The sequence below is a fragment of the Plantibacter sp. M259 genome (assembly GCF_006065115.1).
Taxonomy (GTDB): domain Bacteria; phylum Actinomycetota; class Actinomycetes; order Actinomycetales; family Microbacteriaceae; genus Plantibacter; species Plantibacter auratus.
This window is the reverse complement of record NZ_CP040750.1, coordinates 1,743,029-1,764,992: the sequence shown is the minus strand read 5'-3', so window position 1 is coordinate 1,764,992 and position 21,964 is coordinate 1,743,029. Positions and strand designations below refer to the sequence as shown.

At 65.4% G+C, this 21,964-nt stretch carries 21 protein-coding genes and 1 pseudogene; 7 read left to right on the top strand and 15 right to left on the bottom strand.

The window, feature by feature from the left end:
* Window positions 1–188 precede the first annotated feature (188 nt).
* From FGL15_RS08155 to FGL15_RS08130, 6 genes are all read right to left on the bottom strand, one after another.
* The gene (locus FGL15_RS08155) at window positions 189–3,368 is read right to left on the bottom strand and encodes a type I restriction endonuclease subunit R (protein ID WP_138945660.1); all 3,180 of its coding nucleotides are present in this window, start codon (window positions 3,366–3,368) and stop codon (window positions 189–191) included.
* Window positions 3,365–4,456, bottom strand: coding sequence for a 5'-nucleotidase (locus FGL15_RS08150; protein ID WP_138945659.1), 1,092 nt, complete (start codon window positions 4,454–4,456; stop codon window positions 3,365–3,367). The genes FGL15_RS08155 and FGL15_RS08150 overlap by 4 nt, the downstream gene beginning before the upstream one ends.
* Window positions 4,456–5,679: a restriction endonuclease subunit S gene (locus FGL15_RS08145; protein ID WP_138945658.1), complete on the bottom strand. Its 1,224-nt coding sequence runs from the start codon at window positions 5,677–5,679 to the stop codon at window positions 4,456–4,458. Before FGL15_RS08145 ends, FGL15_RS08150 begins: the two co-directional genes overlap by 1 nt.
* The gene (locus tag FGL15_RS08140; RefSeq protein ID WP_205858709.1) at window positions 5,672–7,285 is read right to left on the bottom strand and encodes a class I SAM-dependent DNA methyltransferase; all 1,614 of its coding nucleotides are present in this window, start codon (window positions 7,283–7,285) and stop codon (window positions 5,672–5,674) included. The genes FGL15_RS08145 and FGL15_RS08140 overlap by 8 nt, the downstream gene beginning before the upstream one ends.
* Before the next feature lie 8 nt (window positions 7,286–7,293).
* The gene (locus FGL15_RS08135) at window positions 7,294–7,791 is read right to left on the bottom strand and encodes a hypothetical protein (protein WP_138945657.1); all 498 of its coding nucleotides are present in this window, start codon (window positions 7,789–7,791) and stop codon (window positions 7,294–7,296) included.
* 173 nt (window positions 7,792–7,964) lie between these two features.
* A complete protein-coding gene (locus tag FGL15_RS08130; protein WP_138945656.1) occupies window positions 7,965–9,293 on the bottom strand; it encodes a hypothetical protein in 1,329 nt (442 codons plus the stop codon).
* A 105-nt stretch (window positions 9,294–9,398) separates the two neighbouring features.
* Between FGL15_RS08130 and FGL15_RS08125 the strand changes: the two genes are divergently transcribed.
* Entirely contained in the window at window positions 9,399–10,622 is a 1,224-nt protein-coding gene (locus tag FGL15_RS08125; protein WP_138945655.1) for a DUF2130 domain-containing protein, read from the top strand.
* Window positions 10,623–10,742: 120 nt separating this feature from the next.
* The gene (locus FGL15_RS08120; RefSeq protein WP_138945654.1) at window positions 10,743–11,555 is read left to right on the top strand and encodes a GIY-YIG nuclease family protein; all 813 of its coding nucleotides are present in this window, start codon (window positions 10,743–10,745) and stop codon (window positions 11,553–11,555) included.
* A 167-nt stretch (window positions 11,556–11,722) separates the two neighbouring features.
* Here the strand turns inward: FGL15_RS08120 and FGL15_RS08115 are convergent, their stop codons facing one another.
* Window positions 11,723–12,220 (bottom strand): CGNR zinc finger domain-containing protein, encoded by a 498-nt coding sequence (locus FGL15_RS08115; protein WP_138945653.1) that lies wholly within the window; start codon window positions 12,218–12,220, stop codon window positions 11,723–11,725.
* 85 nt (window positions 12,221–12,305) lie between these two features.
* Here FGL15_RS08115 and FGL15_RS08110 point away from each other — a divergent pair.
* A pseudogene (locus tag FGL15_RS08110) lies at window positions 12,306–13,177 on the top strand (alpha/beta fold hydrolase).
* A 239-nt stretch (window positions 13,178–13,416) separates the two neighbouring features.
* A complete protein-coding gene (locus tag FGL15_RS08105) occupies window positions 13,417–13,605 on the top strand; it encodes a hypothetical protein (protein WP_138945652.1) in 189 nt (62 codons plus the stop codon).
* A gap of 10 nt (window positions 13,606–13,615) precedes the next feature.
* Here the strand turns inward: FGL15_RS08105 and FGL15_RS08100 are convergent, their stop codons facing one another.
* The 4 genes from FGL15_RS08100 to FGL15_RS08085 all read right to left on the bottom strand — a co-directional run bounded on the left by FGL15_RS08100 (window position 13,616) and on the right by FGL15_RS08085 (window position 16,548).
* Window positions 13,616–14,125 carry a MarR family winged helix-turn-helix transcriptional regulator gene (locus FGL15_RS08100; protein ID WP_138945651.1) on the bottom strand — a complete coding sequence of 170 codons (510 nt, stop codon included), beginning with the start codon at window positions 14,123–14,125 and terminating at the stop codon, window positions 13,616–13,618.
* 4 nt (window positions 14,126–14,129) lie between these two features.
* Window positions 14,130–14,555 carry a polyketide cyclase gene (locus FGL15_RS08095; protein ID WP_138945650.1) on the bottom strand — a complete coding sequence of 142 codons (426 nt, stop codon included), beginning with the start codon at window positions 14,553–14,555 and terminating at the stop codon, window positions 14,130–14,132.
* A gap of 103 nt (window positions 14,556–14,658) precedes the next feature.
* On the bottom strand, window positions 14,659–15,393 hold the full coding sequence (locus FGL15_RS08090) for a hypothetical protein (protein WP_138945649.1): 735 nt from the start codon (window positions 15,391–15,393) through the stop codon (window positions 14,659–14,661).
* A gap of 225 nt (window positions 15,394–15,618) precedes the next feature.
* Window positions 15,619–16,548 carry a hypothetical protein gene (locus FGL15_RS08085; RefSeq protein ID WP_138945648.1) on the bottom strand — a complete coding sequence of 310 codons (930 nt, stop codon included), beginning with the start codon at window positions 16,546–16,548 and terminating at the stop codon, window positions 15,619–15,621.
* A gap of 283 nt (window positions 16,549–16,831) precedes the next feature.
* Here FGL15_RS08085 and FGL15_RS08080 point away from each other — a divergent pair, with 283 nt between their 5' ends.
* Window positions 16,832–17,719 carry a MerR family transcriptional regulator gene (locus tag FGL15_RS08080; protein WP_138945647.1) on the top strand — a complete coding sequence of 296 codons (888 nt, stop codon included), beginning with the start codon at window positions 16,832–16,834 and terminating at the stop codon, window positions 17,717–17,719.
* A gap of 247 nt (window positions 17,720–17,966) precedes the next feature.
* Window positions 17,967–18,365: a hypothetical protein gene (locus FGL15_RS08075; RefSeq protein WP_137242998.1), complete on the top strand. Its 399-nt coding sequence runs from the start codon at window positions 17,967–17,969 to the stop codon at window positions 18,363–18,365.
* A gap of 130 nt (window positions 18,366–18,495) precedes the next feature.
* On the opposite strand, the gene FGL15_RS08070 is transcribed toward FGL15_RS08075, so the two are convergent.
* The 4 genes from FGL15_RS08070 to FGL15_RS08060 form a co-directional block, all read right to left on the bottom strand.
* Window positions 18,496–18,840, bottom strand: a complete 345-nt coding sequence (locus tag FGL15_RS08070; protein ID WP_138945646.1) for a cupin domain-containing protein — start codon at window positions 18,838–18,840, stop codon at window positions 18,496–18,498.
* A gap of 51 nt (window positions 18,841–18,891) precedes the next feature.
* Window positions 18,892–19,509 (bottom strand): Fic family protein, encoded by a 618-nt coding sequence (locus FGL15_RS20820; protein ID WP_240773863.1) that lies wholly within the window; start codon window positions 19,507–19,509, stop codon window positions 18,892–18,894.
* Window positions 19,506–20,108 (bottom strand): hypothetical protein, encoded by a 603-nt coding sequence (locus FGL15_RS20815; RefSeq protein ID WP_240773862.1) that lies wholly within the window; start codon window positions 20,106–20,108, stop codon window positions 19,506–19,508. Before FGL15_RS20815 ends, FGL15_RS20820 begins: the two co-directional genes overlap by 4 nt.
* A gap of 113 nt (window positions 20,109–20,221) precedes the next feature.
* On the bottom strand, window positions 20,222–21,058 hold the full coding sequence (locus FGL15_RS08060) for a hypothetical protein (protein WP_138945645.1): 837 nt from the start codon (window positions 21,056–21,058) through the stop codon (window positions 20,222–20,224).
* Window positions 21,059–21,191: 133 nt separating this feature from the next.
* Here FGL15_RS08060 and FGL15_RS20525 point away from each other — a divergent pair, with 133 nt between their 5' ends.
* Window positions 21,192–21,953 carry a hypothetical protein gene (locus tag FGL15_RS20525; RefSeq protein WP_205858708.1) on the top strand — a complete coding sequence of 254 codons (762 nt, stop codon included), beginning with the start codon at window positions 21,192–21,194 and terminating at the stop codon, window positions 21,951–21,953.
* Window positions 21,954–21,964 lie beyond the last annotated feature (11 nt).

Below are 21,964 nucleotides of genomic sequence, written 5' to 3'. Positions count from 1 at the left end.
ACGGCAGCATGCGTCCACAAAGTGCCTCATCGAACGAGGTGGGCTGGCAGATGGTGCCTTCGAGGTTGTTGCGCACGAGCTGCAGGTGTCTGTCAGCGCGCCGTGGGCTTCCACAGATTTCGTGTCGTTCGGGTGTCGAAGGCGTCTTTCGTGTCCTGAACCGCCCTCGCGCCCGGGATCGGCACCAATTACGCTTTCCGTTCGGTGGCGAACCGCGGAGCCATCGCCTGCATCTGGTCCATGACGAGTTTGATCGCCTCGGGCTGCTTGTCCGGCGGGTACTTGTACTTCACGAGAAGCCGCTTGATGGATGCACGCAGCTTCGCTCTGACGTCGTCGCGCACTGTCCAGTCGGTTCGCACGTCTCGTCGCATGACGGCGACGAGCTCGCGAGCGATTTGGGCGAGTACATCCTCTCCTTGGATGTCGACGGCTGACTCGTTCGTTGCGACGGCATCGTAGAACGCGAGTTCATCGCTGGACAGCGGAGGCTCGAAGTGGGTGCCGCGGGATGCCTCGGCCGCGACCTCCTTCGCCAACGCCACGAGTTCGGCGATGACCTCCGCAGAGGTCAGCTGTTGGTTCGTGTAACGGTTCATGATCTCGGCGATCCGCTCGGAGAAAGCGCGCTGCCGTACGAGGTTGCCGCGCGTGGCCGATACGCCAGAGTCGGTGAGGGACTTGCGGAGCGCCTCGATCGCCAAGTGTGTGTTCGGTGCGGCTTGAGCCTTCGCGGGATACTCCGGGCCGAGGTCGTCGAGTGCGAGGCGCGGGAGGCCGGCCGCGTCGTAGATGTCGACCACATCGCCTGGCACGATCGAGTCGGCGACCAACGTCCCCAGCAGTCGTGAGATGTCGTCGGGGATCGGCTCGTCGCGGGCCTGACGCTCGGCAGCGTCGAACTTGGCCATCCACACTCGGACTTCCTCATAGAAGGCGATCTCTTCGTGCAGCTCGACGAGCCCGTCGCGGCCTGAGGCGAGCGCCCATGCGCGCGCAAGCTGCCCGGTCACCCTTCGGTACTGCGACGACAGACGTTCAGCGCCCAGCTCCGCCGCGTTCAGCGGGTTGGCAGCATCTCGCAGGTAGTTCGTCGCTGTGGTCGCGGCGGTGCGCCACGCACGCGAGCCGCCCTTCGCGACGATCGCATGCCAGTCACACTCGGCAAGCATGTCGCGGATCTGTTCGACCAACTCCGTAGCGATCGCAACGGCCTCATCGATCTCGCGGCCGATCGGCTTGTTTTCCTGGTCTGCGACGGTGTATTCCGACAGCGCCTTCGCGAGGTTGTCCGCAAGCGGGGCGTACGCCACGAGCAGGCCGTCCTGCTTGCCTCGGAACGTACGGTTCACTCGGGCGAGGGTCTGCATGAGCAAAGCACCCTTGAGAGGCCGGTCCAAGTACAGGGTGTGTAGCGGCGGAGCATCGAACCCGGTGAGCATCATGTCTTTGACGATCACGAGCTCCAGCTCGTCGGAGGCATCTTTCAATCTCGACTTGATCGCCTTGTTCTCAGACTCTCGCCGCACATGATCACTCACCGGGGGCTGATCGGATGCCGAACCGGAGTAGACGACCTTGATGCGACCCTTGTCGAGGGCGTCTGCATGCCACTCGGGCTTGAGCTCGATGATCGCCGCGTAGAGCCGTGCGCAGATCTCGCGCGTGCCGCCGACGATGAGCGCTTTGCCTGGCGACTCGAGGAACGGCTTCATCCGTTCGCGCCGCTCCTCCCAGTGCTGCACGAGGTCGGCCGCGAGTGTCTCGATGCGCTCAGGCGCGCCGTACACAGCATTGACGACCGCCACCGACGCCTCAAGCCGAGCTCGTTCTGTGTCGTCGAGCCCGAGCGTGTATTCGTCGGCCGCACGGTCGATGTCCTCTTGGTTCGCGCCGTCCGCCAGTGAGACCGTGATGAGGCGCGGCTCGAAGTACACCGGAACGGTGGCTCCGTCTTCGACTGCTCGAGAGAGGTCGTAGATGTCGATGTAGTCCCCGAAGACCGCGCGGGTGTCACGTTCAGCGAAGGAGATGGGCGTTCCGGTGAAGGCGATGAGTGTCGCGTTCGGCAAGGCGTCTCGCAAGTGCCGAGCGTACCCATCGAGATCGTCGTAGTGGCTCCGGTGTGCCTCGTCGACGACGACGATCACGTTTCGCCGGTCGGTGAGCAGCGGGTGTTGCGTCCCGGACTGCTTCTCACCCTCGGTGAGACCGAACTTCTGCAGCGTCGTGAAGTAGATACCTCCCGTCACGCGATTGCTCAGCTCATCACGCAACTGCACACGCTCGCGCACTTGTACCGGCTTCTCAGCGAGCAGCAGGCTCTGCCGGAACGTCTCGAACAGCTGACCGTCGAGTTCCGTGCGGTCGGTCACGACGATCACTGTCGGGTTCTTGAGCTTCGGGTGTCGCGACACGAGGTTCGCGTACAGCTCCATCTCCATCGATTTACCAGAGCCCTGCGTGTGCCAGACGACGCCGGCCTTCCCGTTCGTCTCGACCGCCTGCACAGTGCTACCGACGGCCTTTGTCACTGCGAAGTACTGGTGCGGCTTGGCGATGCGTTTCGTGAGTCCGTCGGCATTCTCATCGAATGCGGTGAAGTTGCGGGTGAGTTGCAGGAACCGCTCCGGGTTGAACAGACCATCGAGTGCGTCGTCGATCGGTTCGACAGACACTCCGCCTTCGACACGCGGCTGCGCGAGCGGCGTGCCGTCGTCATCGACGTTCCACGGAGCGAAGTGGTTGAGCGGTGTGAACGGCGTTCCGTACTTCGCGGCAAGACCGTCGCTCGCCAACGTGAGCACGCAGAACCGGAACGCCATCGGGAACTCGCGCAGGTAGGTCTGCAGCTGAGCATGCGCGGGTGCGACACCGGTAGATGCCGAACCCGCTCGCTTCAGCTCGAGGATCGCCAAAGGCATCCCGTTGACGAAGAGCACGATGTCGAACCTGCGGTGCAGGTCGCCCTGGCGGATGGTGACCTGGTTGACGGCGAGCCAATCGTTCTCCGGTTCGCTGCCGAGCAACCGCAGACGGGGGTTCTGTTCGACGCCATCGGAGTCGATGTAGCTCATCGGGTATCCGCCGACCAGGTACTGGTGGATCCGGTGGTTCTCGGTGATCGCGTCCTGCGATTTCGGTGCGGCGATTTCGGCGACCGCCTGCTGCAGGTACTCAGCGGGCACGCCGGGATTCAGTCGACGAAGCGCCTCGAGGAAGCGCGGGCGGATGAGCAGGTCGTCCCAGGTCTCCCGTTCGTCGGTGCCCGGTGCGACGGTTTCGCCGTGCGCCGGGCACCACCCGAGCGGCTCGGCGAGGGTGTCGAGCGCGTCCTGCTCCCAATCTGCTTCTGACGGTCTATTCATGCATCTTCTTCTGTCGTCGCTACGGCTTCGCGGTTCGCCGGGCGGACTTTGTCAAACGTATCGGACGTGTCGAGATTGTCGGATGCGCTTACGTCGGCTTGCGCCGGCTCGGGCTCGCCATCGGGCTCCGGGCGGCCGAGAACTGTCGCAGCTTCGGCGGGGCGCTCATTCGCGATTCCGTATGGAATGTGGACGCTCGCTGCGTGCTTCGACGTGGACTCGAGGTGGCCCTGCTGATCATCGAAGTAGATATCGGGTCGCATTACCTCGAGGATGGTGCCCTTATCGATGCCTCCGAGGAAGAATGCGTCGTTCACGGTGACGCCCCACTCTTCGAGCGTATGTACTGCCCGCTCATGGGCAGGTGCATTTCGTGCCGTGACGATCGAGACCCGCAGGCGCAGCCGGTACTCGGGGTCCACTACGAGCCGCGTGCGTTCGATGGCCTGAATCATGTTCAGATCTCGAAGGAACTCGGCCAGCGGACCGCGCTCGAGAGGAACTGTGCGCTTATCGATCTCGTTCTGATGATAAGCGGCAAGGCCGCCGCTGCCTTGGAACACTCGCTCAGACTCGTCGCTCGCGATGACTCCGTCGAAGTCGAGAGCGACGCGGACAATGTCGTCGTCATCGCGCGTCCGGCCAACTGACTCGATGACCAGGCCAGCTGGGAAGCCTGCAGACATCGCATCACGGACGCTCTGCTCCCGTCCCGAGAGAAACAGTGACATTGACAGCGCCCCGATGTACTCGTACGGAGCCTCTCCCTGAGTGAAGATGGCGCGGCTGATCAAGAGTCCGTGCGACTCAATCGACCGCATGACTCGCAACCCGGTGGACGGATCGTTTTGTGACAGGACGATGACCTCGACGACCGGGTCGTCCGGGCGCAGGTCGTTGAGGCCGAGGAGCTTTCGGATGAACCCGAACGCAACTCCGGGCGCGAGCGTCTCTTCGATCCGCTGGGCCTGGTATTGGCGGTACAGGTCCTCACCATTCGCGCGGAAGTATGCGTCGGACTCGCTCAGATCGAAGAGCGCACTCGACGCGATGCCGATGACGAGGCGTTGTCCGAGTTCGTATGGCATCAGGCGCCTGCCTCGGATGCTGCGGCCTCGGCGTCGCGAACGCGGATCTTGCCTGACATGAGCTGGGGGAGGAGTGCGTCGCGCGTTGCGGCGAGGGTCAGCGATTCTTCACGCAGGTTCTCTGCGAGTTCAAGGAGCGGTGAGACTCGACGCCCATGCTTTTGCTGCACTGAGATTCTGGGGTAAGGAATCTCGATTGACCGAATGTCATCGAGGTTGACGTACGGCGCCATGTCGCTCCGATATGCGCGCAGCGATAGCTGCGACTGAATGTCGCGCCCCAGGAACCACGATGCGAAGTAGCCCCAGTCGAGTTGGCTGTGGTCGAGCACGCGGAAGAAACAGATTTGCGGACTGTAGACCGCGGTATCGATTGTCCTCGGGACGATGGCGACACGTCCGACCGTGCCCTTCGTCGTCAGAATCACATCCTGAGGCTGAGCTGACTTCGCGCCGATGCTCCGCTGGAGGCTAGCCGCGACGTAGTCATCGCCCTTCGAAATCGCGCCTTGGGCAACATCACCGACTCGGATGATGCGGAAGCCTGACTCGGCAAGCTCGCTCTTCTTCGTACGGTAGCCATCGCCGAAAGCGATCACGCCAGAGTTCGAGAGCTCGCCGAGCGTAACTCGTTTGTGTTCCGCCGCTTCGGCGCGGGACTGGGCGCAGATGCGCACCGCTTCTTCTGCCGATGCAATCAACGTGGTGTTGGCGGCGATCTTGTCGTCGAGTGCGCCCAGCACCTCGGCGATCGCCTGCTGCTCGGTCAATAGGGGAAGGGAAATCTCCCATGTTGCCATTTTGTTGAGCGGTATTCGATTGACAGTTGCGCCATGGATCGTATTCTGCTCGATAGTCGCCTGAAACTGCGGTGCCAGGTAGAGGTACAGCAAGAACCTAGGATCGACTTCTTCGCGGCGGGGTCGCATGAGTGCCATGCGTCGGCCCAGACAGGCTTCCACGTCGGCTGGCATGAGTGCGGCTTCGCCGAGCCGAGTCTCGTAGGAAAAGAGGAGATCGTCTGCGCGTGGTGTTACACGCCTAGTCCATTTCGTGAAGTCGTCCGGTGATACATGGTCCGAGGAGGACAGATCGAGTCGACCGTTACTGAGGCTGGATATGTTGAGGAAGTAAGGACCGGTTGCCCGCCGGGAGGGCGTTGCATGCGGACCGTCATATATCCGCGCGATTGCACCAAGAGTGGTGTTTGTCCAGCTAGACATCGACTCTCCCGATCTGTTCACGCACCACTTCGGTCAGTCGCGCAGATTCCACGAATTGCGCCTCGAGCTCGGCGCGAAGGCGCGCAAGACGCTCGATGGTCGGTTCACCGTCGCCCTCCGCTTCGACGGCACCGACATAGCGGCCCGGTGTCAGCGCATAGTCGGCGGCCTTGATCTCGGCGAGGCTCGCCGAGTAGCAGAAGCCCGGAACGTCCGTGTACTCAGCGGGCGCCGCATCCGACTCGACCCCGCGCCAAGTGTGGAATGTGCCCGCGATCTTCGCGATGTCCTCGTCTGAGAGCGCACGCTCGGCGCGGTCGACCATGTGACCGAGGTTGCGAGCGTCAATGAACAGCACCTCGCCGACGCGCTTACCCTTGTCCTTCGCGAAGAACCACACGCACACCGGAATACCGGTCGAGCGGAACAACTGAGTCGGCAGCGCCACCATGCAGGAGACGAGGTCGGCTTCGACGATCTCGGCCCGGATCTTGCCCTCGCCGCCGGAGTTCGACGACATCGAGCCGTTCGCCATGACTACGCCGGCTTGTCCGCCGGGTGCGAGCTTCGAGAGGATGTGCTGAATCCAGGCGTAGTTCGCGTTGTTTGCAGGGGGCACGCCGAAGCGCCAGCGTGGATCCTCTTCATTGCGGGCCCAGTCCTTGATGTTGAAGGGCGGGTTCGCCATCGCGAAGTCGGCCTGCAAGTCGGGGTGCAGGTCGCGGGCGAACGTGTCGCCCCACCGCGGCCCGAGGTTGCCCGAGAGACCATGGATCGCGAGGTTCATCTTTCCCATACGCCAGGTGCGCTCGTTGAGCTCCTGCCCGTACACGGAGATGTCACTGCCCTCGCCGTGGTGTGCGTCGATGAACTTCTCGGCCTGGACGAACATGCCGCCGGAACCACACGCCGGATCGTACACACGCCCGTGTGTGGGCTGGAGCAGTTCAACGAGTACCCGCACGACGCTGGCGGGGGTGTAGAACTCACCACCCCGCTTGCCTTCGGCCGCGGCGAACTTTTCGAGGAAGTACTCGTACACCTCGCCGAGCAGGTCACGCGCACGGCGACCGTCGGACCCGCCCTGGCCCTGCGCAGCGAAGCGCGCGGAGTTCAGTAGGTCGATGAGTTCGCCCAGGCGCCGCTGGTCAACACTGTCGCGGTTGAAGATGCGGGGGAGCGTGCCCGCAAGTTGAGGATTCGATTGCATCACCGAATCCATCGCCTCGTCGATCAGCAGCCCGATCGACTTCTCATGGCTGCCTAGTGCAGGACCGAGACCTTTCGCGTTCTCCGCGAGGAATCCCCACCGTGCATTCGCGTCCACCCAGAAGACACCGCGGCCGGTGTACTCGTCGGTGTCGTCGATGAGGTCTGCAATCTGGTCGTCGTCATATCCATCGGCGGAGAGTTCTGCGCGAATGCTGGCGCGGCGTTCGTCGAAGGCATCCGAGACGTACTTGAGGAAGACCAGCCCGAGAATGACGTCCTTGTACTGTGAGGCGTCCATGGACCCGCGCAGCTTGTCGGCGGCCTTCCAGAGTGTGTCTTTCAACTCCTTCATGGTCGACGGCGCCTGCGGGGCGGCTTTCAAAGTGCGGGGCATGTGGTTCCTTACTGGGCGGACGCCGCGTTCGCGGCGGTGGTGTCGATGTTGGTCGTTTCAAGGGAGACCGCTCCTGCGACGACACCGGCGGCGAGCAGGCCCGCGTATCGGTCGAGTCTGGCAGCTCGATCACGGAGAGCAGCGCTCTGCGCTGCAACGTTCATAAGAACACCTCGGAGCGGAGCAACGGTGGACGTGGGGACGGAGCGCAGCGTCCAACGTTTCCAGGCACCTGGGCCGGATGCCTGGCCCGGGATATCCGCGGCGACGAGTTCAGGCACGAGTCCGCCAGGGTCGGCGGGGCTGACGCGGAGAACGCGTGCAGGGTAGGCGACAACTTTCGAGCCGTCGACGTCCACCCACGCGGCCGCCGTCGGGCTCGTGCGGAAGATCACGTCTCCCGGAAAAGTGAGCCTCGCCGACGGATGCTCCGCCGCGAACTCCAGTTGATCGACTCGTGCGTCACCGATGGTGGTCGGCTCGTCGAGGTCGGAAGCGTTGACCACGATGAGTCCCTCTGGGCCGAGCAGCTCGCGTCGCAGGCGTGTTCCGGAGAGGACCCGGAGGTGGCCGTCCCGAGCCAGGTCGGCGACTCTTCGCGGGGCGCGAGGGGACGCCTCGGTCGGCTGCAGTGCAATGCGAGGAAGATCGTCGCGCACGGAGTCCGCCGCGGCGTCAATCAGTGCGGGGAGTTCAGTCGGACTCGGGCAGGTGGGGTTCTTCGGTGCCACAGCGTCCGCCATCGAACCACCGCGCGCCAACAGCGTTGCGGTTCGCACGAACTGCCCGAAGCGGAATGCGTGCCCACGCACTTCGCGGGGGAGCGCATGCTCGCGATCAGGTCGGTCACGAGGTCATCCCGGGACGCGGTGCTGAGCGGTGCGTCGATGAGGTCAGCGACAATGGTGAATCGTTCGTTGATCGGAACCTGCCCCATCGGTACGCCGAGCATCCAGAAAGCGATCGACTCACGTGGGGCAGCTTCGATCAGGCCAGGTGCGAGCCTCGCGATACCTCGCACCCGTCCAGTGCGCAGAATGTCGCTGCGGATCTGATCCGCTTCGGTGTTGAGCGCGTCCACGAGCGCACGAGCAGGACCGACCACGATGGCCGAATCCTGGTCACCGAGTGACAGGGCGAGGTCATCGATCGTGCGCAGCATGGTCGCGATGTCATCTTCGCGGCCCCCGGGCACGCGCGCCACTATTACGGACCGAGCGGGTGCTGTTGCATTCGCCAACCATCGGCCGCTCGCGATGAGTCGGCGGCGCGCACGACGACCACTGGAGCCGGGTGGGAGCGAGATGTCGACTTCCTCGCCGAGCGCGTCTGCCAAGGTCACCGTGAGCTCGGCATCGTTGGGGTCGAGAATCACTGCGACGTTAGCCTCAGTGTCCTCAGTGGCGTGCACAACGAGGGCGTGGGTCGCCTCGGCGACCAAGGCGATCGCGTCACCTGTCAGGCTTCCGGTGGAGCCAGCCGCGCTCATCAGAGCTGTGTGGCGGCGGCCGACGAGCGCCAGCGCCGCCGCGGGAGAGTATGTGGCGTCGATCAGTGACTCCGCATAGTCGAACCACCCCGCAGCCCGATCGACGTGCGCCTCGACCTCGGCTCGGAGATATTCGTTCCTCGGGTCGATCTGCGCCGCGAGCGCGCGCAGGCCGGTAGGTGAGCGGTCCCCGACTGTGTTCAGCTGGGAAGACAGCGCGATGAGCGCTTCGAGCTCCGAGACCGACCGACTATCCGAGAAGGAGAAGCCTGGTGGCGTGGACGACGCGGCAACATCCGCCCGAACCTCCGGGTTGTTTCCGCGCCCGGAGCGCGAAAGCCACTCAGCGACGACCGAGGCCTCGAACAGCAGTCGCCCGTCTTGATCGTCGACTGCGCTCGGGAAGGCATCCGGACCCGAGGCGAAGCGTGTGCGCCACATCGACGCGACAGGCCGCCGCACATCGGCAAGCCGGGCAATGCCGGCCAGGTCGATGAGCGGCGTCGAGTTCGGGGTCATGGGGCAACTGTAGCTCGGTTTTTGGTCTGAGCTAAATATTTCTTGATAACCGGCCTTATCAGGCTAGTTCAACGGATCGTGGCGATCTGACTCCATTATCGGATCATGACTACTAGCAAGCCGTCAGCGGCTAACAACCAGATCACATGCCCACACTGCGGGATCGCCTTCACCGTCGATGAAGCGAACTACGCCGACATCGTTCAGCAGGTGCGAAACGCCGAATTCGACGCTGCACTGCATGCGCGCCTCGCCGAAGCCGAGAAGGTCAAGACGGCGGAGATCGCCCTGGCCGTCGCGAACGCCGCGCAGCAGTTCCAGGAGTCGAATGCGAAGACGAACGCTGAAATCCTCACGCTCCAAGCGCAGCTGAAGTCCGCCAGCACCGAGCGGAAGCTCGCTGTAGCGAATGCGGTTGCTGCGACGGAGAAGCAACTTGGCGAAGCGCAGAGCAGGCTTGAGCTGGATGCAGCCGAGCAGAAGTTCAAGGATGCCGCGCTCAAGGAATCGCACACAAAAGATCTCGCGCTCAAAGACGAACTCATCGAGCGGCTCAAGGACATGAAAGCGAAGCTATCGGTCAAGCTGCTCGGCGAGACCCTTGAGCAGCACTGCGACACGGAGTTCAACCGCATGCGTTCCCTCGCGTTCCCGAATGCCGAGTTCGGAAAGGACAACGACGCGTCCACAGGGACGAAGGGTGACTACGTGTTCCGCGACTTCAGCGATGACGGCGTCGAGTACGTCTCGGTCATGTTCGAGATGAAGAACGAAGCCGATGCGTCGGCGACACGGAAGAAGAACAGCGACTTTTTCGCCAAGCTCGACAAGGACCGCAACGACAAGGGATGCGAATACGCCGTACTCGTATCGATGCTCGAAGAGGACTCTGATCTCTACACTGGCATCACTGACGTCTCACACCACTACCCGAAGATGTTCGTCGTCCGCCCGCAGTTCTTTCTGGCTATCGTCGCCCTGCTCCGGAACGCCGCACAGGACACCATCCTCGTCAAAGCCGAACTTGAGCAGGTGAAGCAGCAGCACATCGACATCACCGACTTCGAGGCCGAACTCGACGCCTTCAAGTCGTCCTTCGGCCGCAACTACGACCTGGCCAAGCGTAAATTCGACTCTGCGATCAAGGACATCGACGTCGCCATCGACCGTCTCCAGAAGGTCAAGGAGGCGTTGCTCGGCTCCGAGAACAACCTTCGAATTGCGAACGATAAGGCGACCGCTCTGACCGTCAAGAAGCTGACGAAGGGCAACCCGACCATGCAGGTGAAGTTCGCCGAGCTGGAGGAGTCCGGTCTGGATGTCGCCTGAGCGCTACCGAGCGAGCGGCCCGAATCGCCCGGTCGCGTCGCTGAGCTTCCGCCGCGCTCCACGTTGCCCGCCGGATAGCGTTCGAAGGTGGCGCTCCGCGCGCACGAGGAGGAACGCACCATGGCATTGACGCTCGGACCGATTCTGATCGACGGCGGGCTCGACCCCTTCGAGGTACTGGTGATACGCCATGCCTTCACCATCGAGCGTCCGGGTAGCGGGGTGGTTGGAATCCATGCCGACTCCACGGACGACGAGATTCTCGAATACACGCGAACACAGTCGGTTTCGACGGCTCTCTTCCCGGCCACCCCTGCGCGCTACTGGGTCGTGTTCGTCGCGGAGGGCGGTGACAGAGCGAGACTCTGGTCTGTGGTGGAGCAGCGCGGGGAAGTTGGTCGAAATGACAAGATTCGCTGGTTCGATGTGGCGCAAACTGCGCACCTTGCGGAGCTCCGAGGCCGGCTGGTGGTGGGGTGGCGGTCCCCGCGCACCTGGCGTATCCACGGGACAACGGCCGCGCCGTACTCGGTGAAGGAGATCGCCGATCTCGCGCCGGAGGCCTTCCCGGGGTTCGACCGTTTGATCATAGGCTTCCCGAAGCTGCAGGCAGTGTTGAGCGAGCGCCGCTATGCACCGTGGCGAGCGGCCCTCGCCGTGGTCATCGGGGTCTACCTGATTACCGACCTCCGAGACGGGCGTCAATATGTTGGCAAGGCTGATGGCGCGGAGGACATTTTGCAGCGGTGGAGCACCTACGCCTTTAACGGTCATGGCGGAAATGTCGAGCTCAAACCACTCGACCCGGCAACCTTCCAGTTCTCCTTGCTCAGAGTCTTCGACCCTTCCACTCCCCCGTCGGTGGTGAACGCCGCAGAGAGTCACTTCAGGGACGCTCTCGGAACGCGGAAGTTCGGACTCAACGGAGGATAGCCGCGCCGATCTCCGCTCAACGGCACCTCGCTGCCGAGCGCCGCTAGATGCTTCCTGCGCCTCAGATCCGCGGAAGTACGGGGCATATTCGGAGTGACGCGTTGTGCCGGAAACGGCCTCGTCTTTCCCGGATGTCTCGTGAAGAATGGCCTCGCGGAGAGCCCCGCTCAGCTCTGAGCGCGGCGCGCGTGCGTGCGCGCTTTCATCCGGTTGCCGCAGACCGCCATCGAGCACCACTTCGCGGTGCCAGGACGGCTGTGGTCGACGAGGAACTGCGTGCATTCGTGGTTCGCGCAGGCACGGAGGCGCCCGGGAAATTCCGTGATCACGCTCGACCACGCCAGCACGACCCCCGCCACCAGGCGATCGTCGTCAGGGACCTGAAGCTCCCAGACCACGCCATCCGGTGTGATGCGCGGCGTGCGCACAGCATCGTCGAGGATGCCCGCGAGGTCTCTGATCGCTCCTCCGTCATCTCCACGGACCATGGTCTGCAGCGCCTGCCTCGCATGTCGGAGGCGCGCCACCTCATCCGCGGATCCCGTGCCGCCCCAGCTGCGCGCCAGGTCTTGTCCGGTCGCCCCCTCGAGACGGTCGGTCGGGGTGCCCTCGACGACCGGCGCACTGTTCAGCAGGCCCAGCAGTAGCTCCTCGTCGCGAAGCATCGTTCTCCGTTCTCGTGCGCCGGCCGGCGTCCTGGATCCATGCTAGCGTCTGACTAACCAGTAAAACAATCTAAAGGGGTTAGCAATGGTCGCCGTCCACCACCGCACCGTCTCGATCGACGGGCTCGACGTCTTCTACCGAGAGGCCGGCCCGGCAGACGCTCCCGTCCTCCTGCTCCTCCACGGGTACCCGAGCAGCTCCCACATGTTCCGGCACCTCATCCCGGCGCTTGCCGGCCAGTACCGCGTCATCGCTCCGGACCACATCGGCTTCGGTCGCTCCTCCGCCCCTCGGTCGACGAGTTCGAGTACACCTTCGCGGCCCTCGCAGGGGTGACCGGCCGGTTCCTCTCGACCATCGGCGTGACCCAGTACACGATCTACGTCCAGGACTACGGCGCCCCGGTCGGCTGGCGCCTGGCCCTCAACGACCCCACTGCCGTCGTCGGGGTCATCTCCCAGAACGGCAACGCCTACGAAGAAGGCTTCGTACCGAGCTTCTGGGACCCGATCTGGGCCGACGCCGCCGAACGGACCACCGAGACGCGCGACGCGCTCCGTCCAGCCCTCGGCCGGGAAGCCGTCGAGTGGCAGTACACCCACGGCGTGCCGGACGTGACGACCGTTGACCCCGACGCCTGGGAGCACGACCTCGCGCTCCTCGCCCGTCCGGGTCAGGACGACGTGCAGCTGGCGCTCTTCCGCGACTACGCCACCAACCGGGACCTCTACCCCGCGGTGCACGAATGGCTCCGCACTTCACAGGTGCCGGTGCTCGCGATCTGGGGGCGTAACGACGAGATCTTCGCCGCCGCCGGCGCCACGGCGTTCACCCGCGACGCCCCCGATGCTCGCGTCGAACTCGTCGACGGCGGACACTTCCTCCTCGAATCCGACCTCGACCACGTCGCTGACACCATCACGGACTGGCTCCGGACGACTGACCGGAGCGCATAGCTCGGCGGGGCGATCCATCCACCTGGACCGAGGTCAGCGGCGGCGCGTTCGGCGCGCACGGCTGGCTTGACCGTCCGGCGGCAGCGTGGACGCTGCTGGTCATCTTGGAGGCGGTCATCGGCCCGCGGCCGCCGGACCCGTTCGCGGTAGCACCCGTCATACTGGACGGCGACCAGGGCGGTGGTCGCCCGCACGGCCGACACGGAGGGCACCCGAGGATGGGTAGACAACGGACGCCGATGGATCTCTGGGCGCGGATCCTCTTCCTGGTCCTCGGGCTGGCGCTGGTCGTCTTCTGTACCTACGCCATTGCGACGCAGGACTTCCTGCGGCCTCGTTTCTACGTGTTCACGGGACTCGCGGGCGGGCTGATGCTCTTGGGAGCGCTGGTCGTCGATGCTGTGAAACGGCGTGGTAAGTCTCGTTGAACGCGGGAGATCACCGCTGATCTTCGCTGGAAGACGGGTCGTGGGGCGTTCGCTGATCGGGCGCGACGCTCGGCGGCGAGGCGAGGTGCTGGAAGGCGCCGAGGAGCGAGTCGCGCTGAGTCGGAGTCAATGCGGCGAAGTAGGAGGCGTCGGCTGATTCGACGTCCCGTGTCGCCAGGTTCGCCAGCTCGATCCCTCGATCGGTGGGGTGCAGGGCGTTGGCGCGTCCGTCCTCGGGGTGCGGCTCGCGGCGGATGTACCCTTTCGTCTCCAGTGCACGGAGGACTTGCGAGGTCATCATCACATCGAGTTCCGTGTGCGCCGCGAGGTCCCGTTGGCTCACTGGCACGGTGCGATCCATCCAGGTCAGCGATGCCAGGAGCACGTACTGGACGTGCGTCAGATCGTGCGGGGCGAGGGCGGCACGGATGTGGCGCTGCCAGGAGGTACTGGCGCGCCAGAGCGCGAGCCCGAGGCTCGACTGCGCGTCAGGGAACCGGGTGTCGAGGTCGCCGGCCATCGGATTACCGGGCCGAGCGCTCTGCCGCGGAGAGCAGCTCGCGCATCGCCACGGGGAAGTCGCCGCTGATCTGCGGCCCGAGTTCGGGTCCCACCTCGTCGGAGCCCGGTCCGTCGATGGCGAGCGTGTGCGTAACGGTCGTCCCGCCGTCTGCGGTCGGGCGCAGGTCGTGTCGGAAGGTCAGTTCCAGGTCGCCGAACCGGGTCCGGTCCGCATAGGTGGTCTCCGGGACGAGTGCGACGATCGTCGACTCCATCGGTTCTTGTCCCTGCGGTGTGATGGTGAGCGTCGTCCCGACGACGAACGGCCCATGCAGTTCGAAGCTGTCCGATGCCGGGCCGAGTGGGGTGCCGGAGTGCAGGCGCTCGAGCGCGCCCCAGACTGCGGATGCGCTGGCCGTGGTCGTCTGCTCGTAGTTCGTCGTCCACATGTTGATCCTCCAAGTAGTAAGTGCGCTTACTGTAACAGCAACCGGATCCCCGCGGAAAGCTCTTCGTCGGAATCGGTCTGGCGGCGCGTTCGGCTCGGACGGCTCAGGCTGCCGGCGGGTTGATCGTGAGCTCGCCGGGGAGTCCGGAGACTGCGAACGCCGCTTGGATGGCAGCGGTGACCTGGTCATCCGGCTTGCTGAGGTTGGCGTGGAGCGTGGTTTCGCCGTCGGCGACGGTGTAGACGATGCTGTCCAGGCCCGATGATCCCTGCAACGGGATGGTGAGCGCGTCGAGGAAGTCGGCGAGTGCAGCGGGTGGTGTCTCATCGGTGGTGATGCGCACTCCCTTGTAGGCGCCGGTGCCGCTGTCCCAGGTCAGGGTCCATCGGACGGGACCGACGGTGTCCTCGAGGCGGTTGCCGGTCGTGTGCTGACGGAGCAGGTCGACGAAGTCGGTGTACCGTCCCCGCTCGGAAGCGTCCAGATGGGCTGGGGCGTCGGTGGCGAAGTACAGCGTGATCGGCCCGGGTCCGGCCAGGTGTTCGGCGACCGACACCCAGCCGTCGTCGGAGATGGTGTTCCAGTTCTCGGCGAACACGGTCGAACGGGTCGCCGTTTCGACGGTGCTGATGTCGCAGGGTGCGAAGCGGTCGGTGGGTGCGAGTGACTGCAGGACCGTCGCCGTCTCATCGACCGTGATGTCCTCGTCGAGGTCCACCGACAGGGTGCAGCTCGAGCCGGAGCTGTAGGTGAACTCCTTCGCGTACGCCGAGACGGTGCCGTGTTCCCCGACGACCTCCTGGAGGACTGGTGTCGCCCGCCAAGAGGCGATCTTCATCGTCGAACAGGAGTACAGGATCAACGCTGCGATGCAGGCCATGGCGATGAGGAGGACGATCCTGCCGGCCCTCCTGCGACGGGTGCGCGGCGGTCTCGGCCGGGGTTCGCGAAGGGTCGGCTGGAAGAACATCTCACACCACTTCCTGGGTGGCCGACCTGCATCGGCGGAGGCGACCGGTGCCGAAGAGGGCCGCAAGCGTTCTGATCGTCGCCGTCGCGGTCATCATCGTCGGGAGAAGAGCCGCTCGAACAGCGAGGGCTTCGGAGCTGGCCGGCTGCCGGCGATCCGGCGCATCCGTGCCTGGATCTCCGGATCGCTCTGCATCGCCAACATCGCCAACCGTGCCGATCCGAGACCCCACTGCGACCAGTGCTTCGCGTGAGCGGTCACCGCCGTGATCTGGCTGAGCTGGTTCAGGTCGCTGAGTTCCCGCCATCGCGTGAGGTCGAGCAGTGCGATCTCCTCGGCATACGTCTCGTTCACCCGGGTGATCCCGGCGTTGCCCGCTCGACGGCGCGCAGGGGTCTCCGCCGAGGCGTCGCCCGTCGCGAGATGGATGGTGGCGAGCTCGTCGAGCAACTCCTCGAACACCGCGTGCAGCTCCGAACGGACCTTGGGCGCTGTCGCGATGACCTGGTCCTCCTCGGTCCTCCACGCGATGAGCACGGCGCCGGAGCAGAGGCGGCACAGTTGCCTGGGCACGATGCGGCTCGTGGCGTAGCCGCACTGGCAATACCCCGCGATGTTGGCGAGAGTGTCGTCGAGTGAGACGAAGGTGCTGTTCTCCTCCGACTCGGCCTCTTCCACGGACTCCATCAGCAGCAGGGCTCCGGGCACGCCGACGGCCGCCGCTCGTCCGACATAGCTGCCGGGCACCCGGCTGATCTTCGCGGTCCACAGGTCGACGTCCTCGGCGCTGAACAGCCCACTGGCCTGACGGACGTACTCACTGACGCTCCGCTCGACGATCGCGTCGAGCTCGGTGTCGAGTCGCTTCATCGCTGTGTCGTCCGACGGGTCGTCGAATCGTTCGTTCAGCGCGATCACGGCTTCGCGGCCGCGAACCACGATCGCCTGGTGCACGGCTGCGGCACGCGGGTTCCGCTGCAGCAGCAGCTCCTCAGTGCCGAGTATCTCGATGCTCGTGATCATGGGGTTCCGCGCAACCTTGTGGTCGCGCTCAGCGCATGTTCTCGCAGTGCGTCCCGAAGCGTTGTGATGCGTGCGATGCGATTCCCCATGGCCAAACCGTACCGGTCGCAATCGGCTCAGCGAATGGGGACCGCTCACCATCATCACGGCGGCGGGCCGCTCAGAGGCTGGGGGTCCGATGGAGCACGTGAGCGACGGGACTCCACCTCATGCACGGACTTGCACCTGCCGTAGCGTCATGTGATGCAGTGGACGTATTCCGCCCACCGAGGAAGGCCCCCACATGTTCTCGTCCTTCACCCCGCCGCGCCAAGTCACGATCGGAGGCGCCGCCGCGTTCGTCGGCACCACCCCGCGGGCGATCCGTCACTACCACCAGATCGGTCTGCTCCCTGAGCCCGAGCGGGGGAGTGACGATCGCCGCCGCTACGGCTACGACGAGATGATCCGGCTGCTGTGGATCCGTCGGATGGCGGACGCCGGCATCGCCCTCGACGACATCCGCGACGCCTTCGCGGACGGCATCACCGATACCGACGACGACGTCGCGCGCATCCTGGGCCGCCTGGAGGGCTCCCTCGTCGCTCGGCAGGCGGAACTCGAACAGCAGCGGACCGCCGTGCAGCGCATGCGTGCGCAGGGCAGCAGGTTGGGGCTGCTCTCCGACGTCGTGAGCGACCGCCTCACAGACCTGCCCGAGGGCGCCCTTCGGCAGGACGACCTGGACACCCTGCTCGTGACCGAGCGGATCTTCGGTGGGCTCGGCGCGTCCGTCCAGGCGTCGCGGTTCATCGCCCTGGCCACCCACCCGGAGCTGCGGGAGGAGTCCGACCGGGTCGACGCCGCCGAAGCAGCACTCGACGACACGGTCGCGGTCGACGACCCCCGCGTCGCGGAGGTCGCCGCCGAACGGCACGCCTTCGAGGCGGCCCTCCGCACGGTCATCGAGGACTCCGGCCTGGCGCAGGCCGACGACGACCGCTTCGACGCGTGGGACGAGTCGCACCCCCTTCCCGACGACGAGGACGGCGCAGGCTCGACGTGCGGATCGACGAACCTCACCGAGGCCGTCCGGATGATGCCCTACGACTTCTCCCGCGCACGCCTGCGGTGCATGGAACTGGTCCTCGAACTCGATGCGCTCGACGTCGCGCCACCGATCCAACGCTGAGTCGTCGGCCGCGATCATCCGTGTCGGGACTGGGCGTCGCCAGCCCGGAGGTTCTTCACGTGGGTGTCGATGGTGCGGCCTCCGATCCAGCGGTCGGTCTCGTGGAGACGATCGGACCGGGCTGGCGCGCGCATCGTCGAAGTGGGACGCGCGCCCGCGAGTAACACGCCTTCGTCCTTGACTTCAAGCGACGACGGGTGGGTACGGTGTCGGCTTCGGAAACAAACGAGACAAAGGAGTATCTCTGATGCGTACGAAGTTCTCTCGGATCCTGATCACCGCGGTCGCAGCGATGGGGCTGACCGTCGGCGCGGCGGGCGCCGCGAACGCCGAACCCGCTGGGCAGTACGAATACGTCTGCGTCGGCACCGACGGCTCGTCCTACAGCATGACCAAGGGCGCGGCGCTGAGCACTTGCAAGGGCTCGTACCTGCAGAAGTACATCAACGGCAAGCAGATCGAAACCATCGCGCTGACCGGACACGGGACCATTGCCGATCCGAACGCCATCAACATGGATTGCCTGGTCGCCGTCGTCGGCACCGGCGCGTCGGCGTACGGCATCGTCCAGACGGCCGGTACCGGCGTCGTCGCCTACGTGGGCCTGGCTGCTTCCGTCTACGGACTGAAGTCCTGCGTCGCGTAAGCGCACACGGTGCGATGACGGGCCCCGGGAGACCTCTCGGGGCCCGTCCGCGGTCAGACCCGGATTCGTGCGGGTCCGACACCTCCGACACTGATCGTCATGCCCACGCCCAAGGCCGCTTGGTCGGACGTCAGGCGGGCGCGTCGCCCATCGTCAGTTCCGGCTCAATGCCGGCCGGCATCGGGAACCAGGCGACGAAGGTGACGCCCTCGTCGGTCGCGTCGAAGACGATCGTCTCGTTGGCCGGCTCGTGGAAGGTGTCGCCGGCGCGCAGGACGGTCTGAGGCCCGGCCCCCACTTGGAAGTTCACGGAGCCGGTTTCGATGGTGCCGAAGACCGGGCCGTTGTGCCAGTGCGCCCCGACGTGGAAGTCGGGGGCGATCGTGATGCGTCGCACTTCGACGGAGGCGAAGCGCGGAGCCCCATCGAGCGTCACCGTGCTCAGGGTCGTTCGTTCGATCGGGGATTCACTCATGGGTCGATGATGCCAGTGGTCGGTGCTCGGCGGCGCCGGGCCGACCAGAGGTCAGGAACCTCCCCGCCGACGACGGGCCCGTGCGCCGAACTCGTCCAGCGCCTGCAGGACCTCGCTGGCCTGCCAGTGGCGGTTCCGTCGGCCGGCGCTGGACTGGACGAGGATCCCGGCGTCGACGAGCTTCTGCACCGAGGTGTCCGCCGTCGAGAAGTGCAGCCCCAGGGTCGATGCCACCAGCGACGTCGTGATCACCGGCTGCCGCAGGAGCAGTTGCTTCAGACGCTGCACGGATGAGTCGCTGCGCACCTTCACGGTTTCGTCCCACCGCTCTGCGATCGACGTGATGTCGCGTTCCAACGTTCGGCCGTTGGCGACCGCCGCGTACGCGGCTTCCGTCATCGTCTCGATGATCGGGCGCAGGTCACCGGATCGGTACGCCGTGAGCGCGCGGAAGTAGTGGTCAGTGTCGCCGAGCAGGCCGGCGGACACGGGTACAGTGACGTTCCTCGTCACGTCAGCTGCCCGCAGCATGCCCTGCACGAGCGCGCGGCCGGTGCGTCCGTTGCCGTCCGGGAAGGGGTGGATCGTCTCGAATTGAGCGTGAGCGATCGCGATCTGCGCCATGACGGGCACATCGAGACGGGTCGCGAACGTCATCACATCCGTCATGAGCTCAGGCACACGATCCTGGTGCGGGGGACGAACGCGGCGCCGTGCGGGGAGAAGCCGGTTCCGCCGATCCACACCTGGTCGTCGCGCCACCGACCCACGATGTCGGGATGGGACCGCTCCAGCAGTGCGCGGTGCATCGTGAGGATCGCCTCGGGGTCCAGGCGGTCCGCCAGCGCCACGGCCGCCTCCATGGCGGCGACGTTCTGCACGACGAGCTTGGCGTTGACCGACGTCGAGTCGCCGATCTCGGCGAGCGCCACCTGCCTCGCGCTCGAGGTGAGATGCTCCACCTCGGAGCTCGATGCGCTCTCGGTCCGCAGCAGGATCGACGAGAACGGTGCCGCGAGTGTGCCGACCTCGGCGTCGAAGCGGGTCAGCTCGCGGCCGGCGTCCTCGCTTGCAGCCACGAGGTCCGCGGGCAGCTCGACAGACCGATCCGCGATGAAGGGTGGGACTGCCGCCTGGTATGGGCCCGCGGCCAACCGGCGGCGTCGCTTGGACGCGACCGCGTCGCTGTCGTGCGTCCATGGCCGCGGTTCGTATCTCGTCGCCGGCCAGGACCGTTCCAGCCCTGCGGAGTCGGTAGGCGAGATCATGGCGCCATCTTATTCGGGTTTACTGAAATTAGCCCGAATACAGATCGTGATCCCGAGCATGGTGAACGCGACGGCGATCACCACGGTCGGGACGGCCTCGGGCACATCAGCGATCAGGACGGATGGCCGATCGTGACGCTCTCCCGCTCGGCGCGAGTGAGTTTGACCCGGGCGAGACGAATCCGCTGCCCGCCCTTCACTGGTCGCGGAAGGGCCACGGTGAGCAATCCCTCGTCCTGGGCGCCGAACAGGCAACCGTCCGCTTGAGGGAACACCACTGTCGCGGGAATGGCGCGCAAGACGCCGATCTGCTGCTTGAGCACCGCCAGTCGGTGGATGTCGAATGCACGCGCCACCGTGGCTGCGCGGACCGTGCGCAGGGCGCCCGCGAACACCCACGTCGGCATCCGCGGGCCTGAGAGGAGCATGAACGGCTTCTGGAGATCACGAGCGCGAGCTTCACCCCTGCCGCCGACCAAGCGCTGATCGTAGGTGATGGTGGGCGAACCCTCGCCACCCCATTCGGCGAGGCCGCTCGGCGCCTGCAGGGCGACCCAGCCGTCCTTGCGGAAGATCCCGAACTCTCGCCGGAGACGCACCTGGATGGACACCACCGAGATGGCGATCAACAGGACGCCCGCGGTGACCCACCCCGCCACAGCCGGCCTCGAGAGCCACTCCCCGAGCACGCCGATGCCCGGCTCGGATGCGGCCGTGAAGGCGTCGACGAGTCCGAAGACCTGTGGGATCAGGAACGGGATCCCGAGCACCAGCCCGAGTATGGAGTACTCACCTTCGGTCTTCAACCGGTGTCGGAAGCCGCGGAAGGTGCTGATCTCCTGCTCGATGCTCCACCGCAACTCGTCGAGGCGGCGAGGGTCGACGCTTGCTTCCCAATCCGGGCCGAGCCAGCCACGCACCGGCCCACTGTCGTTCCGAGGAATGCTCACAGAACCCAGGGTAGAGGCACCGCCGCATCGCTCGACGAGTGGCCGGGAGACGTGTTCCGCCCCAGGGACTGGTTGCGACATCCGCTTGGGGAAGCTATCTTCCTATAAACACGTTCCATGAACATTGGGGGAGATGATGATTCGCAAGAAGATCCTGGTATTGCTCACGTCCGGACTGGTGGTCGCCGGCGGACTCGGCGGTGTGGCGGCGCAGGCCGTGGCAAGCTCCGCGGAGGCGCCGGCGGAGGCGACCGCGACGCCGACCGCGAGCGCGACGCCGACCGAGACGCCGGCCGCGAGCGCGACGCCGACCGAGACGCCAGCAGCGACCACGCCGCCCACCGAGTCCACGCACATCAATGAGTTCTACCTGCAGGGCCTCTGGCAGCGATTCTTCGAGGTTGGTAAAGCCGCGATGGCGTCCTGCATGACCGAAGCGGGGTTCGGGTTCGACGACACCAGCTTCGACGGGATGCCGTCAGGCCTGAGCGAGGCCGACCAGGACGCCTGGCAGGCGGCTGCGGTGCCCTGTCGTGAGGAGCGTGACGCGGCGACCGCTGCTGCCGAGGCGGCCTACGTGCCGACCGAGGAGGAGCGTGCCACGGCACTGGCGTTCGCGACGCAGTACCAGGGTTGGATCGATGCGATGCGCTCGTGCATGGCCGACCGCGGCCACGAGTTCGTGGGCGCCGTCGACATGACGCTCCAGGCCTACCCGTACCCCGAAGGTCAGCAGGCGACCGGGATGCCCGACGGCCTGTCTCCTGAGGAGAGCCACCAGTGGAAGTTGGATGCCACCGGCTACGACTCCAGCTACCCCGGGTCGGAGCAGAGCACCTGGGACGCGTCCTGCGGATTCGTCGCCGACGCCGCCTACGGTGGGCCCGGTCACTGATCGGTCTGTCG

Coding starts and splice junctions, on each gene's coding strand:
- FGL15_RS08155 (WP_138945660.1), bottom strand. CDS start 3,368: ATGAATAGACCGTCAGAAGCAGATTGGGAGCAGGACGCGCTCGACACC.
- FGL15_RS08085 (WP_138945648.1), bottom strand. CDS start 16,548: ATGATCACGAGCATCGAGATACTCGGCACTGAGGAGCTGCTGCTGCAG.
- FGL15_RS08095 (WP_138945650.1), bottom strand. CDS start 14,555: ATGTGGACGACGAACTACGAGCAGACGACCACGGCCAGCGCATCCGCA.
- FGL15_RS08125 (WP_138945655.1), top strand. CDS start 9,399: ATGACTACTAGCAAGCCGTCAGCGGCTAACAACCAGATCACATGCCCA.
- FGL15_RS20820 (WP_240773863.1), bottom strand. CDS start 19,509: ATGACGGATGTGATGACGTTCGCGACCCGTCTCGATGTGCCCGTCATG.
- FGL15_RS08075 (WP_137242998.1), top strand. CDS start 17,967: ATGCGTACGAAGTTCTCTCGGATCCTGATCACCGCGGTCGCAGCGATG.
- FGL15_RS08090 (WP_138945649.1), bottom strand. CDS start 15,393: ATGAAGATCGCCTCTTGGCGGGCGACACCAGTCCTCCAGGAGGTCGTC.
- FGL15_RS08115 (WP_138945653.1), bottom strand. CDS start 12,220: ATGCTTCGCGACGAGGAGCTACTGCTGGGCCTGCTGAACAGTGCGCCG.
- FGL15_RS08130 (WP_138945656.1), bottom strand. CDS start 9,293: ATGACCCCGAACTCGACGCCGCTCATCGACCTGGCCGGCATTGCCCGG.
- FGL15_RS08100 (WP_138945651.1), bottom strand. CDS start 14,125: ATGGCCGGCGACCTCGACACCCGGTTCCCTGACGCGCAGTCGAGCCTC.
- FGL15_RS20525 (WP_205858708.1), top strand. CDS start 21,192: ATGATGATTCGCAAGAAGATCCTGGTATTGCTCACGTCCGGACTGGTG.
- FGL15_RS08120 (WP_138945654.1), top strand. CDS start 10,743: ATGGCATTGACGCTCGGACCGATTCTGATCGACGGCGGGCTCGACCCC.
- FGL15_RS08150 (WP_138945659.1), bottom strand. CDS start 4,456: ATGCCATACGAACTCGGACAACGCCTCGTCATCGGCATCGCGTCGAGT.
- FGL15_RS08105 (WP_138945652.1), top strand. CDS start 13,417: ATGGATCTCTGGGCGCGGATCCTCTTCCTGGTCCTCGGGCTGGCGCTG.
- FGL15_RS20815 (WP_240773862.1), bottom strand. CDS start 20,108: ATGATCTCGCCTACCGACTCCGCAGGGCTGGAACGGTCCTGGCCGGCG.
- FGL15_RS08145 (WP_138945658.1), bottom strand. CDS start 5,679: ATGTCTAGCTGGACAAACACCACTCTTGGTGCAATCGCGCGGATATAT.
- FGL15_RS08070 (WP_138945646.1), bottom strand. CDS start 18,840: ATGAGTGAATCCCCGATCGAACGAACGACCCTGAGCACGGTGACGCTC.
- FGL15_RS08080 (WP_138945647.1), top strand. CDS start 16,832: ATGTTCTCGTCCTTCACCCCGCCGCGCCAAGTCACGATCGGAGGCGCC.
- FGL15_RS08140 (WP_205858709.1), bottom strand. CDS start 7,285: ATGCCCCGCACTTTGAAAGCCGCCCCGCAGGCGCCGTCGACCATGAAG.